Consider the following 13734-nt stretch of genomic DNA (forward strand, 5'->3'; position numbering starts at 1 on the left):
TTCATTAGTTATTTTCTATATTTATAAGTGAATAAAACTTATATAATTTGAATAAAATTTGATATCAACAGCTGTCTTTCTTTTTTAATTGAGTTAAATAAATTAGTTTCTATTTTTGTTCTATGAGATAATTTTAGCTTATCTATTCTTAACTTCTTCCTATAAAAATCTCCTTTCTCATCTTTACTATATTTTACTCCTTTTTGTAGATAAAAGTTAATAATTTTAAGCATATGCCTTAATTGTTCTTTTTGATAACTAAAGTATATAGTTTGCTATATATTATTTACATTATGAAATATTTCTAAAAAAATAACATCCAGCAATGACTTCCCATATATATTCAATACCGAATGTTATCTTATCTATTTATTAACTTGCTTTTCTTAAATCACAAAGAATATTTTTTGTGTAAAGTTCGTTTAATTCTTCTTCGCTTATGTCTTTTGCTAAGACATCCAAAACAACTTTTCCTTTATTTAGCATGATAATTCTTTTTGAATATTCTACTGCATTTCTTAGGTTGTGAGTTATCATCAAGGTTGTTATTTTTTCCTTGCTTATTAAATCTCTTGTCTTGTCCATAACTATTTTTGATGTTTTTGGATCAAGGGCTGCTGTGTGTTCATCAAGTAAAAGCAAATCAGGATGGTTTATTGTTGCCATTAGTAGGGATAAGGATTGTCTTTGTCCTCCTGATAAAAATTTAACTTGGGTTGATAATTTATCTTCTAGTCCTAGGTCTAATTCTTTTAATTTTTTTACTATCAAGTCTACATTAGAGTTTCTAAGTAGGCTTTTTAAGCTGAAGTCTTTTCCTTTTTTTAAGGCGATTGACATGTTTTCTAAAATGTTTAGGCTTGGAGAAACTCCCATTGATGGGTCTTGGTTTACCTTGCCTATATATTTAGCTCTTTTTTCTTCTGGAAGTTTGCTTAAGTCTAGACCACCTAGTTGTATGCTTCCTTCATCATTTATAATGCTTCCGCTTATCATATTGAATAAGGTTGATTTACCGCAACCGTTTGGACCTAATATAGTAGTACAAACATTTTCTTCTATTGTAAGAGAAAAGTTGTCGAATACTTTTTGTTCCTCTGGTGTTGCTGGGTAAAAAGTCTTGCTTAAATTTTTAATTTCTAACATATTATCCTCCTATTTTTCTCTTGCTTTTACTAATCTATTTTGTCCTATAATTGCAGTAAAGTTATTGTAGAAAATAAATACTATAACTATTAAAGCCGTTATTAATTTTAAATCGTTTGGATCAAGTCCTAGGTGAATTGCTAGTCCTGAAATAATCCTGTATGCTATGGCACCAACTATTGCTCTTGTTGTTATTTTTAGTTTTCTAGAGTTTTTCATAAATGTGTCGCCAATGATGATCGATGCTAGGGCTGTAACTATCATTGTTGTTCCCATTTGCGCATCGGCAAATCCTTGGTGTTGTGCCATCAATGATCCACTTAGTGCGACAAAGCCGTTTGAAAGCATAAATCCTAGCATTATATATTTATTAGGATTTTTTCCTAATGATCTTACTAGTGATTGGTTATCGCCAGTTACTACCAATAGATAGCCTTGTTCTGTTTTAAAGTAGGCATCCATTATTAATTTTAAAATTACTACTAATATAATTAATATTACTATCTTTGGCATGAAGCTAAATTTTGTAAATATTGAGTCGTATTCAAATAGTGGAACGTTACTTTTTCCTGTTATTCTAAGATTTATAGAATATAGCATGGTCATGGTAAGTATTCCTGCAAGTAGGGCATCAACTTTTAACTTCTTATATAGAATATAAGTTATAAATCCTGCTGCTAATCCTCCTACAAAACTAAGTATCATTGCTGCTATAGCGTTCATTCCGTTTAAAACGCAAGCTGCAAATATAAAGGCTCCTAGCGGGAATGTTCCTTCTACTGAAAGGTCTGCTAAATTTAAAACCTTATAGGTTAAAACTACTCCTATTGCTAAAAAAGAAAAGATTAATCCTATTTCTAATGATGACATCAATACTGACGATAATCCTTGTAGCATTGTTTCCTCCTAAATTTCTTATTTGATAATATTTGCTGATTTAAATAATTCTTCTATATTATCAATTCCTAGTGCTTTGGCAGTTTTTTCATTCACTGTTAGTTGTGTGTTTTTTGAAAATAAAACTGGAATGCTTGCTGGGTCTTTACCATTTTTAATTTGGTCTGCCATTTCTGCTGCACTTTTTCCTAAGTCTACGTAATCTATACCATCTGCCATCAAAATTCCATTTTCAACTGGTCCAACTTCTCCTGCAAATGATGGTATTTTGTTTTCATTTAATTTTTCTGAAATTACAGATGCTGATGATGATGCTAAGTTATCTTGTATAGCAACGTATGAATCTATTTTTGTTACTAGTGAAGATATTGCTGATGATGCATCGTTTACTGTTGCAACTCCTGTTTTTACAAGTTCAATATTTTTTTCTTTACAAGCTGCTTCTAATTCTTTTATTTGTGCTTCAGAGTTTGCTTCTCCAGTTGAGTATAAAACTCCGAGTTTTTTCTTTTCTGGAAAAACTTCTAAAAATTTATCAAGCTGGTCTGCTATTGGGTAGTGGTCTGAAACTCCTGTTACATTTGCTCCTGGTGCTTCGTTGCTTTCAACTAATCCTGCTGAAAGTGGATCTGTTACTGCATTAAATATAATAGGAACATCTTGAACTGCATTTTTTGCTCCTTGTGCGCAAGGTGTTGCTATTGCATAAATTATATCTACTCCATCTGCTTGGAATTTTTTTGCAGTTGATGGAATTAGTGATATATCACTGTTTACATTTACAGTTTCTTCTTCAACCTTGTAGCCAAGATTTTCAAGTTCTTCTATAAATCCTTCTCTTGTTCTATCTAGTGCTATATGTTGAGCAAATTGTATTATTCCAACCTTGATTGTTTTTTCACTGCTTGCTTCTTGACTGTTTGTTGCTTGGTTTGAATTTTCTTCTTTTGTAGCTGTGTTTGTGTTTGAACAAGCTACAAGTGTAATGGCTAACATAAATAAAAGTAAAATCTTTTTCATTTTTTCCTCCTTAACTAAAAAAAGTCTCTCACTCCTTGCTTGGCAAGGGGCGAAAGACTTAACTCACACGGTACCACCCTAATTTTTACAATATAAATATAAATTGTAAGGCTTAAATAATTAACGCTTAATAACGTATCTAGCTACTTTTTTCACCAGATAAGGAAAAAAAGTGTATTAAAAGTGATATCTTGTAGCATCTCAGCTCCTGCTACTCTCTGTGAAAGAATCTCACTTTATTTCTCTTTTTTGTATCCTTATTAAATTATTAAGAATAATATTACTTTACCAATTTAAAGTCAAGTAGAAATGTTGATTTTCTTTTTATTTATTTTTTATTCTTCTATTTTTCTCTATTTTACAAGCTTTGCATCTTTTAAAACTTCTGAATTTAAATCTACTCCTAGAGCTTTTGCAGTTTTTTCGTTTACTAATTGTTGGTTTACTTCATTGTATTCAACTGGAAGATCTTTAACTTCTTGTCCATTTATTATTTTTATGGCAAGTCTTGCTGCTTGTTTTCCTTGTTCTTCATAGTTAACTCCCTTGCTCATCAAAAGACCTTTTTTTACTTGTCCTTCTTCTGCTGATAGTGAAGGGATATTTTCTTTTAACAAGTCTGCTGCAACTATTGGACCTGCATTTGCTACTAGATTATCTGTTAGGGCGAATAGTGCATCAATCTTTGTTGATAGAGATGCTATTGCTTGCGGAATATCATTTACATTATTTACTCCAACTTTTTCTAATTTGATTCCTTTTTTATCTAGTACTTTTTCTAATTCTTCAACTTGTACTTGTGAATTTTGTTCTGAGGTTGAATATATTACTCCGAATGTTTTTGTATCTGGATAAAGTTTTAAGAAATCATCTACTTGTGTTTCTGGGTCTATATAATCTGAAACTCCAGTTACATTTGCATCTGGTTTTTCAAGTGATTTTACTAGTCCTGCTCCAACTGGGTCTGTTACTGCTGAGAATACTATCGGTTTATCTTTGATAACATTTTTTACTGCTTGGGCAGATGGTGTTGCTATTGCATAAATTAAGTCTACATTTTCACTTTGTAATTGGTTGGCTAGGGTTGGAATTAAACTTATATCTCCATTTGCTGATAGATCAACTAATTCATAATCTATTCCATTATCTCTTAATTCTTCTAAGAATCCTTCTCTTGCTGCATCTAGTGAAACATGGTCTATGAATTTTACTAGTCCAATTTTTACTTTACCTTGTGATTCTTCTGTCTTTGTTGTTTCTTCACTCTTGTTTGATAAGTTTTCTGTGTTTTTTTGGCATCCTACTAATAGGCTTAAGATAAGCACTGCTAATAATATTTTTTTCATTTCTTTCCTCCAATAAATTTTTTATATTTTTTTGTTAGAGGATGAGGTAGTTTTTAAAATAAAAAAAACCTCCGTCCGATTAGGACGAAGGATCGTGGTACCACCTAAATTTATAATCAAAGATTACCTCATCAGAGTCTAACAACTCTTAGTCTTTTTAACGGGGACTTCCGGAATAGCCTACTTTTATTCAGCCATTCTGCCGCAGAGTGAATATTACATATTTCACTTATTTGCCGGTTCTCAGCTACTCCGGTTCTCTGTAAAAAAGCTCCATATCTTTCTCTCTGCCTAAGCATTTTTGATATTGATAGAATTATAAGTCAAGAAAAATCTAATGTCAAGAAGATTTTTTAAATTTTTTTATAATTTATTTTTCTCTTTTATAAATTTTTGCAAAATGTCTTTTGTGTTCTGATCTTTTATGCATCTTTTCAATTTTTTCTGCTATTTTCTCGTCTACTTTTTCGCCTCTTATAAAAGCATTTAAATCATCATAGGAAAAGCCCATTTCTTTTTCGTCGCTTTGATCTTCAAAAAGTCCTGCACTCGGAGCCTTGTCTATGATTTTTTCTGGGATTTCAAGTTCTCTTGCAAGTTCGTAGACTTGGTCTTTTAAAAATTCAGCTAGTGGGATAAGGTCTGCTCCGCTATCGCCATATTTTGTAAAATATCCTGTATAAAATTCTGAAGCATTTGAACAACCAAGAACTAAATATCCAAGATCTTGTCCATAGTAATATAAACTAAGCATCCTAAGTCTTGGTTTTATATTTGATTTTGCCATCAAATTTTCTGATACAAATGTATCTTCTAAATATTGGTCAAAGGTTTTTGACATATCTATTTTTATTGTTTTTAAGTTTATTTTTTCTGCAATAAGTTTTGCATCTTCTTCGTCTTGTGGATTGCTATGGATTGGCATAATTAGTCCTAGGGAATTTTCTGGAAATGCTTTTTTTGCAAGTCCTGCAACTACTGCTGAATCTATTCCCCCGCTTAAACCAAATACTAAACCTTTTGCTCCTGCTTTTTTTACTTCATCTTGTAACCATTTTACAAGTCTATTAATTTCTTTTTCCATAATAAAATTACCTCTTATCTTAGGCTGGCATATACACAGTCTGTAACTATGTTAAAGCCTAGTTCTTTTGCATATTCAATAGTTTCTTCTTGGTAAGAACCTGGTTGGAAAAATACATTTTTTATCCCAAGTTCTTTTGCTTCTTCTAAATATGTTTTGGCAAATTTAGGATTTACAATCATATTTATTACATCTATTTTTTCTGGGACTTGACTTAGGTTTTTATATACTTTGATTCCTTCTAATTCATCAAGTTTTGGATTTACTCCATAGACTTTGTAATTTTTTTCTTCTAATAGTTTTGGAATCTTGTAGCCAAATCTTTCAGTCTTGTCCGTTATTCCTATTACTGCCCAAACTTCTTTTTTAAACATTTCATCTTTTAAAGTCATATTTATCACCTAATATAAAATTTTATTATCCTTGCAAGGAAGTTTTACTCTTTCTAATTTCTCTATTTCTATATTTCCTGATGTTAGATTATTTAAATCTTTTATTAAAATATCTGAATCCAAAGACTTATAGACTTGGACGCTAACCTTATCTGTATAGGAAGTGTCTAGGATTTTGTAGCCCTCATTTCTTAAATAATTTTCTATTGCTCCGTAACTTTCGTAGGCAAAGCTTGCAGAAATTTTGTCAAATTCTGTCATTTCTACAATTACTGAAGCATCTAGGGCAATTTTGCATCCCTTGGTATAGGCTCTTATTAAGCCTCCTGCTCCAAGCATTATGCCACCAAAATATCTTGTTACTACAACGCATACATTTGTTAAATCTTCTTTTTTTAAAACTTCTAAAATTGGTATGCCAGCAGTGCCTGATGGTTCTCCATTGTCATGAAATCTTTGAATTAATTTATCTTCTCCGATTATATAAGCTGAACAATTATGGGTTGCATCATTATATTTTTCTTTTATTTCATTTATTCTTTCTTGTGCTTCTTCTTCGCTTGTAACAAAAAAGGCGTGACCTATGAATCTTGATTTTCTTTCTGTAAATTCATCGGAAGAATTTTTATAAACGCTCCTATACATACTAAATCACATAATCCTTATACTTGCCGTATTCGGCATTATTTAAAACTACTTTTAGTCTTACTCCGTCTTCGCAGTATTCAAGTTCCTTATATTCGTGCTTATCTAAAATTCCAGACAAGATATCTATCTTGTCATAGCCTATTAAAAGCTCTGCTTCTACAAAGTTTTCAGATAGGGCATCTTGGATGGCATAGAGAAGTTTATCCATATCTTGGTCTTTTCTTGCAGACATAAATATTCTGTTTTCGCCAAAGTTTGGATTTATATAGATATCATCTCCATCTAATTTATCCATCTTGTTAAATACTGTTATAATTTTTTTATTTTCGATTTCTAATTCTTTTAATATATCAATTGTTACCTTATATTGGTTGTCTAGGTCGGGACTTGATGCATCTAATACATGAAGAATTAAATCAGAATATTTTATTTCTTCTAGGGTCGATTTAAAGGCTTCTACTAATTTTGTAGGAAGTTTTGATACAAAGCCTACTGTATCTGAAATTATAAATTCCATTCCATTTGGCAGCATTGCCCTTCTAGAATTTGGATCAAGGGTTGCAAAAAGCATATCTTTTACTAAAACTTCTTTTGAATCTGATAATTTTAACCTATTTAAAATGGTTGATTTACCAGCATTGGTATAACCGACCAAGGACACGATAGAGATTTGATTTTGAGCTCTTCTTTCTCTTACTATATCCCTACTCTTATCAAGTTTTTTTAATTTATCTTTTATAGAATCAATTTCTCTTAAAAGTCTTCTTCTATCTGTTTCAATAATTTGTTCCCCTGGTCCACGAGTACCAATTCCACCACCAGTTCTAGACCATCCGTCAATTCCAAGCAGCCTAGGGAGCTCATATTGTAACTGAGCAAGTTCAACTTGCAATTTACCTTCGTAAGTATTTGCTCTTTGTGCAAAGATATCTAAGATAAGATTTGTCCTATCTATGACTTTGACTTTCTTTTCAAAAAAATCTCTGCCCTTATTAAATTTCTTTTCTAAGTTTCTAACTTGGATACCAGATAATTCATCATTAAAGATAACTAAATCTATGTCTAAATCTTTTAAGCTATCATTTATTTCATTTACCTTACCCGATCCAATCAAATATTTTGGAGAAAACTTATCTATATTTTGAGCGACAACAGCAACTACTTCTGCTCCTGCAGCTTTTGTTAATTCTTCAAGTTCCTTTAGAGAAGTTGAAAGGTCAAAAGGTTTTGCTCCTATATCTGTTGCAACAATTATTGCTTTTTCTTTGTTTTTATCATTAATTATTTCCATGTCTTAATTATATATTATATTTAACACAAGTAAAATGTTTGTATAATCTCTTCTCTTTTCCTAAATAGTTTGCCTTAAATAAAATATAGCTTTATAATAAGGTAAAGTTTAATTTTAAGCCTTTGGAGGTTAAAACTTTATGAGAAGAGGAAAAAAATCTAGGGGGATAATAAGAAATTTATTTACCAGCTTACTCTTGCTAATAATTATATTTCTTGGCTACTCATATTATTGCATAGTCCCTGTTAAGGATATAAATGTTAGTGAGATTAAAAATTACAATAGCGATAATTATTTAAGCATAGAAGAAATTCCTAAAGATTTGCAGAATGCTTTTATTGCCATAGAAGACCACAGGTTTTATTCTCACTTTGGAGTAGATCCTATAGCAATTGTTGGATCTAGCATAGATAATATTAAAGCAAAATCTATAGTTAGAGGCGGTTCTACTATCACTCAACAATTAATAAAAAATACTTATCTTAGTCCTGATAAAAATTTAAAGAGGAAAATTCAAGAAGCCTTTCTTGCTATGCGACTTGAAAGAAGGCTGGATAAGGATGAAATTTTAGAGTTATATTTAAACACAATCTATCTTGCCCATGATTGTATTGGGGTTAAGGAAGCATCGCTTAGATATTTTAATAAAAATCCAAAAAACTTAAATCTTCCAGAAGCTGCCCTGCTTGCATCTATAACAAAATCACCTGCATATTATGCTCCTATTAAATTAAAGGAATTTAAGGCTCATGATAAAAATGCAATCAAAAGTGTTAGGATTGATGGTAAAAGATATAATGTTTACATAAATGAAAATGCTATTTCTAGACAAAAAGTAGTTCTTACTAGGATGCATGAACTTGGGTATATGGATTATGATGATTATAGGGAAGCTATTGATTATCCAATTGAAAAAAGTATAAAGCCTGTTTTCTAATTACAAAAACTGTAGGAGGTTTGATGATGAAAAAATTTATAATAAGAGCAATATTAAATAAAGTTTATAAAAATATTACTAGTGGACGCAGTTCAAGAAAGATTAAAAAAACAAGACTTGCAAAGATAGCATTTTTACTTGCTAGGATTTCAACAAGAAATGTTAAGAAAAAAGTAAAATTTAATTAATTTTATAATTTTAAGCCTAATATCTCATGATATTGGGTTTTTTTATGAAAATTTTTAAAAACATCTAATAATTTCTAGTAAATATATAAATATTAGACGCTTGAAAAATATAATGTTAAACATTGTGTTTAGATTTATAAATAATAGATCTGCTAGATATCATTTAGCTAATAGAAACTATGCTATAATGTTACAGATTTGGAGGTAATATGAAAAATAAAATTTATATAGTTGGCCATAAAAATCCAGACACTGATAGTATTTGCTCTGCAATAGCCTTGGCTGAATTAAAAAACAAACTAGGCGTTGAGGCTGAACCTATTAGAACTGGCGGCTTAAATAGAGAAACGGAGTTTGTTTTAGATTATTTTAAAGTTGATAAACCAAGACTTAAAACTTCTATTAAACCTAAGATTAGAGATATAGAGATTGATGCTGCTTATTGTGTAACACCTAATTATTCAATGGCTGCTGCTATGGATTTGATTCAAAAAAATAATATAAATTCACTTCCTGTGGTTGATGATGATGAAAAATTAATTGGGGTTGTAAGTCTTTCAAATATAGCTGCTTCCTATATGGAGATATGGGATGATTCAATTATTGGAAGATCAAAAACTAGCCTTGAAAATATTTTAGAAGTTTTAAAGGGTAGCTTTGTCCATCTTCCAGAAAATCCTAGACCACTTTCTGGAAAAATGGCAGTTAAGGCTATTAAAAAACAAGATTTAATCGACGAGGGCGACATAATAATAATTGGTGATGATACAAAAGACCAAGAGGCTGTTATTAAAAAGAATATTTCTCTTTTAATTCTTACAATTTCAACCAAACTTGATGATGATTTACTAGAGCTTGCAAAGAAACATAGGGTTACTGTCATATCAACCGGTCTTTCATCTTTTATGACTTCTAGAATACTTCCTCAAGCAGTTCCTGTTGAGTATGTTATGACAAAGGATGACTTGGCTGTTTTCCACAAGGATGATCTCCTAGATGATGTAAGAGAACAAATGACTAGCTCAAGATTTAGATCTTATCCTGTTTTGGATAGCAAAAACCAAGTTGTTGGAAATATTTCTAGATATCATTTGATTTCTAATTTAAAAAAGAAGGTTATTTTAGTTGACCACAATGAAAGAAACCAATCTATTGATGATTTAGATTCTGCAGATATTGTTCAAATTATCGACCACCATAGGGTTGCCAATGTTGCAACTTCTGCACCAATATTTTTTAGAAATGAACCTGTTGGATCAACTTCTACAATTATTTCAAAGATGTTTTTTGAAAATGGTATCAAGCCTTCTAGAAAAATCGCAGGCTTGTTGTGTGCAGCAATAATTTCTGATACTTTATTGTTTAGATCGCCAACTTCAACTCCGACTGACAAGTTTGTTTTAAATAAAATGAGTAAAATTGCAGCAATAGATCCTGAAGAGTTTGCTATGGAAATGTTTAGGGCTGGAACAAGTCTTGAAGGTAAAAAACCAGAAGAACTTTTAAAAACTGATGTTAAAAATTTCACTTTTGAAGGGAAAAACGTAAGAGTTTGCCAAATTTTCACCATGGATTTAGATAGCACTGCATCTGTTGAAGATGATTTAAAAGAAGCTATGGAAGAATATTTAGAAAAAGAAAATGTTGAAAGCTTTATTTTAATGATTACGGATATCTTCAGAGAAATTTCTGAGGTAATTGTTGTTGGAAGTTTCAAAGAAGCTCTAGCAAGACAATTTGGAAAAGAAATTGTAAATAGCAAGTTTGTAGCTGAAGGACTTCTATCTAGGAAAAAACAATTAATACCGAAGTTAAGTTCAGCTGTAAGTGAAGATTAAAATAAATTAAAGTTTTATTAAAAATAATTTTAAGTTTTGAATTTAAAATTTGCATTAAAAATAATTTTAAGTTTTGAATTTAAAATTTGCATTAAAAAAAGATGGGTTTTATCCCATCTTTTTTTTTTTGCAAGAAAGAAGTTTTTAATCTTCTTCATTTTCTTTATCTTCTTGATCATTTTCACTTTCTTTAGCTGAATCAACATTTCCTCCAGTTAGAGAAATAACATCATCTGATTTTTCATTTTCTTTATTATCAGAAAGTTTTTCATCTTGATCTTGCTCTATATCTTTCTCAGAATTATCTAGTGGATCTTCTTGATTTACTGATAATTCTTCTGTTTTTATTGAGCCTGGATTATCATTTTCATGATTTTTTAATATATCCATAAATTGTTCACCAGTTATGGTTTCTTCTTTTAAAAGATAAGCAGCAATTTCATGAAGAGCATTAATATTATCTTTTAAAATATTTATAGCTTTTTCATGAGCGGCATCAATTATCTTTTTAACTTCAAGATCAATTTTGTGCTCTGTTTCTGGAGAGCATGCAAGACTTGCATCTCCGCCAAGATATTTATTAGTTTGTGTTTGTAGAGCTACAAAACCAAATTCATCTGTCATACCAAATTGAGTGACCATAGCTTTTGCAATTTTTGTTGCTTGTTCTATATCATTGGATGCACCTGATGTTCTCATATTAAAGATTAATTCTTCTGCTGATCTACCACCTGTTAATGTTACTATTTTGTTAAATAGTTCATCTTTTTGCATCAAGAATTTTTCTTCTTCATCAACCTGCATAGTATAACCTAGGGCACCTGATGTTCTTGGAACAATGGTTATTTTATGAACTGGAGCTGAATTAGTTTGTTTAGCAGCAACAAGGGCATGCCCAACTTCGTGGTAGGCGATGACTTCCTTTTCTTTAGGAGATATAACTGCGTTCTTTCTTTCATATCCAGCAAGAACTACCTCAACTGATTCTTCTATATCTCTTTGGGTCATCTTGTCTCTGCCTTCTTTAACTGCTCTTAGAGCAGCTTCATTTATCATATTTGCAAGATCTGCTCCTGATGCACCAGCAGTTGCCTTGGCAACTTGTTCATAATCTATGTCATCAACTTTTTTTATTTTTCTAGCATGAACCTTTAAAATAGCAGTTCTGCCTGCTAAATCTGGTAACTCAACTGGAATCCTTCTATCAAATCTGCCTGGTCTAAGTAGGGCTGGGTCTAAAATTTCAGGTCTGTTTGTCGCAGCTAAAATTACAACTCCATCTTTTCCTTCAAAGCCATCCATTTCTGATAAAAGTTGGTTAAGAGTTTGTTCTCTTTCATCGTTTCCAGAAAATCCAGCAGCGTCACGTTTTTTACCAATTGTATCAATTTCATCAATAAAAACTATACAAGGAGCTTTTTCTTGGGCTTGTTTAAATAAATCTCTTACCTTAGCTGCTCCAAGTCCAACAAACATTTCAACAAATTCTGAACCAGAAATTGAGAAAAATGGAACATTGGCTTCTCCTGCAACAGCTTGTGCAAGAAGTGTTTTTCCTGTTCCTGGAGGACCTACAAGTAAGGCTCCCTTAGGAAGTTTTGCCCCTATTTGTGTATATTTTTTTGGATCATGCAAGAAGTTTACTATTTCAGTCAAAGCTTCTTTTGCTTCGTCCTGACCGGCAACATTTTTAAAAGTTATGCCATCTGTTGATTGAACGTAAATTTTAGCATTTGACTTACCAAAACTCATTGGTCCAACTCCGCCCCCTGCTCCCATTTTTTTGCTTATTATTTTAGAAAATATATACCAAACTAAAACCAACATCAAAACTGTTGATCCAAATGATAGCAACATTCCAACTATTGGATTTAATTCAGGTGGATATTCCCTATCAAAAGTTATTCCTTGTTTGTGCAAAAACTCAGGAAGGTCTGGATCATTAAAACTTGATGTTTTATATTTTTGCACTTTTCCATTTTCTTTACCTTCAAAAACTATTTCTTTTTCTAGTACATGGGCTTTGGTTATTTTTTTATTTTCTGCCATATCTAAAAACTTACTATAGTTTACCACTTCTATATCGCTTGGATTTACTATTCTTTGCCTTGTAAAATACGGAACAGTAAACATCAGGATAATAGCCAAAATATAATAAATAATCATGGGATTATTATTAAAGTTTTTTGGTCCTTTCCCTGAATTGTCCTTTTTATTATTTAGATTTTTATTTTCATCATCAAAAAACAATTAAACACTCCCCTTCTATATTTTTAAAATCAATTATCTTTTAATAACCTACTTCATGGGTAATTATAATATATATATACCTTGATAGTATAGATTATAATCAACATTTTATAAGGAGGATTTATGAAAATTAAAAGAAATATATTTAACATATCGATGATACTTATTGCAGTTTTTTTACTTGTAGCTTGCAAAAACCAAGCTTCTAATGAAGTTAGTAACAATAATGAAAATGATCCTAAAACTTATGCTATGAATCTTTATTATCCTAGCAAGGCATATATTGTTGATGGTAATGAAGATGAAAAATTTATAAGTCAAGAAATAGAAGTTTCTGATCCAACAGATATCAAAAAAGATATTGAAAAATTAAAAGATGCTAGTAATGCAAAAGATAACTCCAAGGATATTTATCCTGCTCTATCTGAAAATCTCGTAATAAATAAGATTACAGAAGAAGATGGAAAATATACTGTTGATATTTCTTCTGAAAATCTAAATGGTGGTAGTTTAGAAGAAGATATAATTATTTCTTCAATTGTTAATTCTATCCTTTCTATAAGGTCTGAAAATGGAAAATATGCAAAGTCTGTTAGGTTTTTAGTTGATGGAGAACCTAGTTCAACACTCTTGGGACATGTTTCAATTGAGGAAGAATTTACAGAAAGTTTATAAACATAAAAAATAACCCTTGATA

Annotated in this window: 13 protein-coding genes and 2 other annotated features; of the genes, 4 read left to right on the forward strand and 9 right to left on the reverse strand. The window is 30.8% G+C overall.

Going from position 1 to position 13734, the window contains the following annotated elements:
• Positions 1–372: 372 nt before the first annotated feature.
• The 8 genes from HGPB_RS00485 to hflX form a co-directional block, all read right to left on the reverse strand.
• Positions 373–1146, reverse strand: a complete 774-nt coding sequence (locus tag HGPB_RS00485; RefSeq protein WP_019131720.1) for an ABC transporter ATP-binding protein — start codon at positions 1144–1146, stop codon at positions 373–375.
• Between the two features lie 9 nt (positions 1147–1155).
• Positions 1156–2043 (reverse strand): ABC transporter permease, encoded by an 888-nt coding sequence (locus HGPB_RS00490; RefSeq protein WP_019131721.1) that lies wholly within the window; start codon positions 2041–2043, stop codon positions 1156–1158.
• A gap of 18 nt (positions 2044–2061) precedes the next feature.
• A complete protein-coding gene (locus HGPB_RS00495; protein WP_019131722.1) occupies positions 2062–3063 on the reverse strand; it encodes an ABC transporter substrate-binding protein in 1002 nt (333 codons plus the stop codon).
• 42 nt (positions 3064–3105) lie between these two features.
• Positions 3106–3325 (reverse strand) — a binding site (T-box leader).
• A 91-nt stretch (positions 3326–3416) separates the two neighbouring features.
• Positions 3417–4409, reverse strand: coding sequence for an ABC transporter substrate-binding protein (locus tag HGPB_RS00500; protein ID WP_019131723.1), 993 nt, complete (start codon positions 4407–4409; stop codon positions 3417–3419).
• A 77-nt stretch (positions 4410–4486) separates the two neighbouring features.
• Positions 4487–4712, reverse strand: a binding site (T-box leader).
• Between the two features lie 67 nt (positions 4713–4779).
• Positions 4780–5493, reverse strand: coding sequence for an NAD(+) synthase (gene nadE / locus HGPB_RS00505; RefSeq protein WP_019131724.1), 714 nt, complete (start codon positions 5491–5493; stop codon positions 4780–4782).
• 14 nt (positions 5494–5507) lie between these two features.
• On the reverse strand, positions 5508–5885 hold the full coding sequence (locus HGPB_RS00510; RefSeq protein ID WP_019131725.1) for a CoA-binding protein: 378 nt from the start codon (positions 5883–5885) through the stop codon (positions 5508–5510).
• 9 nt (positions 5886–5894) lie between these two features.
• Positions 5895–6530, reverse strand: a complete 636-nt coding sequence (locus HGPB_RS00515; protein WP_019131726.1) for a YigZ family protein — start codon at positions 6528–6530, stop codon at positions 5895–5897.
• Position 6531: 1 nt separating this feature from the next.
• Positions 6532–7824: a GTPase HflX gene (gene hflX / locus HGPB_RS00520; RefSeq protein WP_019131727.1), complete on the reverse strand. Its 1293-nt coding sequence runs from the start codon at positions 7822–7824 to the stop codon at positions 6532–6534.
• Between the two features lie 139 nt (positions 7825–7963).
• On the opposite strand from hflX, the gene HGPB_RS00525 reads away from it, so the two are divergent.
• The 3 genes from HGPB_RS00525 to HGPB_RS00530 all read left to right on the forward strand — a co-directional run bounded on the left by HGPB_RS00525 (position 7964) and on the right by HGPB_RS00530 (position 10787).
• The gene (locus HGPB_RS00525; RefSeq protein ID WP_019131728.1) at positions 7964–8761 is read left to right on the forward strand and encodes a transglycosylase domain-containing protein; all 798 of its coding nucleotides are present in this window, start codon (positions 7964–7966) and stop codon (positions 8759–8761) included.
• Between the two features lie 26 nt (positions 8762–8787).
• Positions 8788–8949 (forward strand): hypothetical protein, encoded by a 162-nt coding sequence (locus tag HGPB_RS08730; RefSeq protein WP_019131729.1) that lies wholly within the window; start codon positions 8788–8790, stop codon positions 8947–8949.
• A 209-nt stretch (positions 8950–9158) separates the two neighbouring features.
• A complete protein-coding gene (locus HGPB_RS00530; RefSeq protein WP_019131730.1) occupies positions 9159–10787 on the forward strand; it encodes a putative manganese-dependent inorganic diphosphatase in 1629 nt (542 codons plus the stop codon).
• A 144-nt stretch (positions 10788–10931) separates the two neighbouring features.
• On the opposite strand, the gene ftsH is transcribed toward HGPB_RS00530, so the two are convergent.
• Positions 10932–12953 carry an ATP-dependent zinc metalloprotease FtsH gene (gene ftsH, locus HGPB_RS00535; RefSeq protein ID WP_051008324.1) on the reverse strand — a complete coding sequence of 674 codons (2022 nt, stop codon included), beginning with the start codon at positions 12951–12953 and terminating at the stop codon, positions 10932–10934.
• A gap of 207 nt (positions 12954–13160) precedes the next feature.
• On the opposite strand from ftsH, the gene HGPB_RS00540 reads away from it, so the two are divergent.
• Complete coding sequence (locus HGPB_RS00540; RefSeq protein ID WP_019131733.1) at positions 13161–13712, forward strand: GerMN domain-containing protein; 552 nt, start codon at positions 13161–13163, stop codon at positions 13710–13712.
• Positions 13713–13734: the final 22 nt, after the last annotated feature.

Source organism: Peptoniphilus obesi ph1 (assembly GCF_000311865.1).
In the GTDB taxonomy this organism is placed as follows: Bacteria; Bacillota; Clostridia; order Tissierellales; family Peptoniphilaceae; genus Peptoniphilus_E; species Peptoniphilus_E obesi.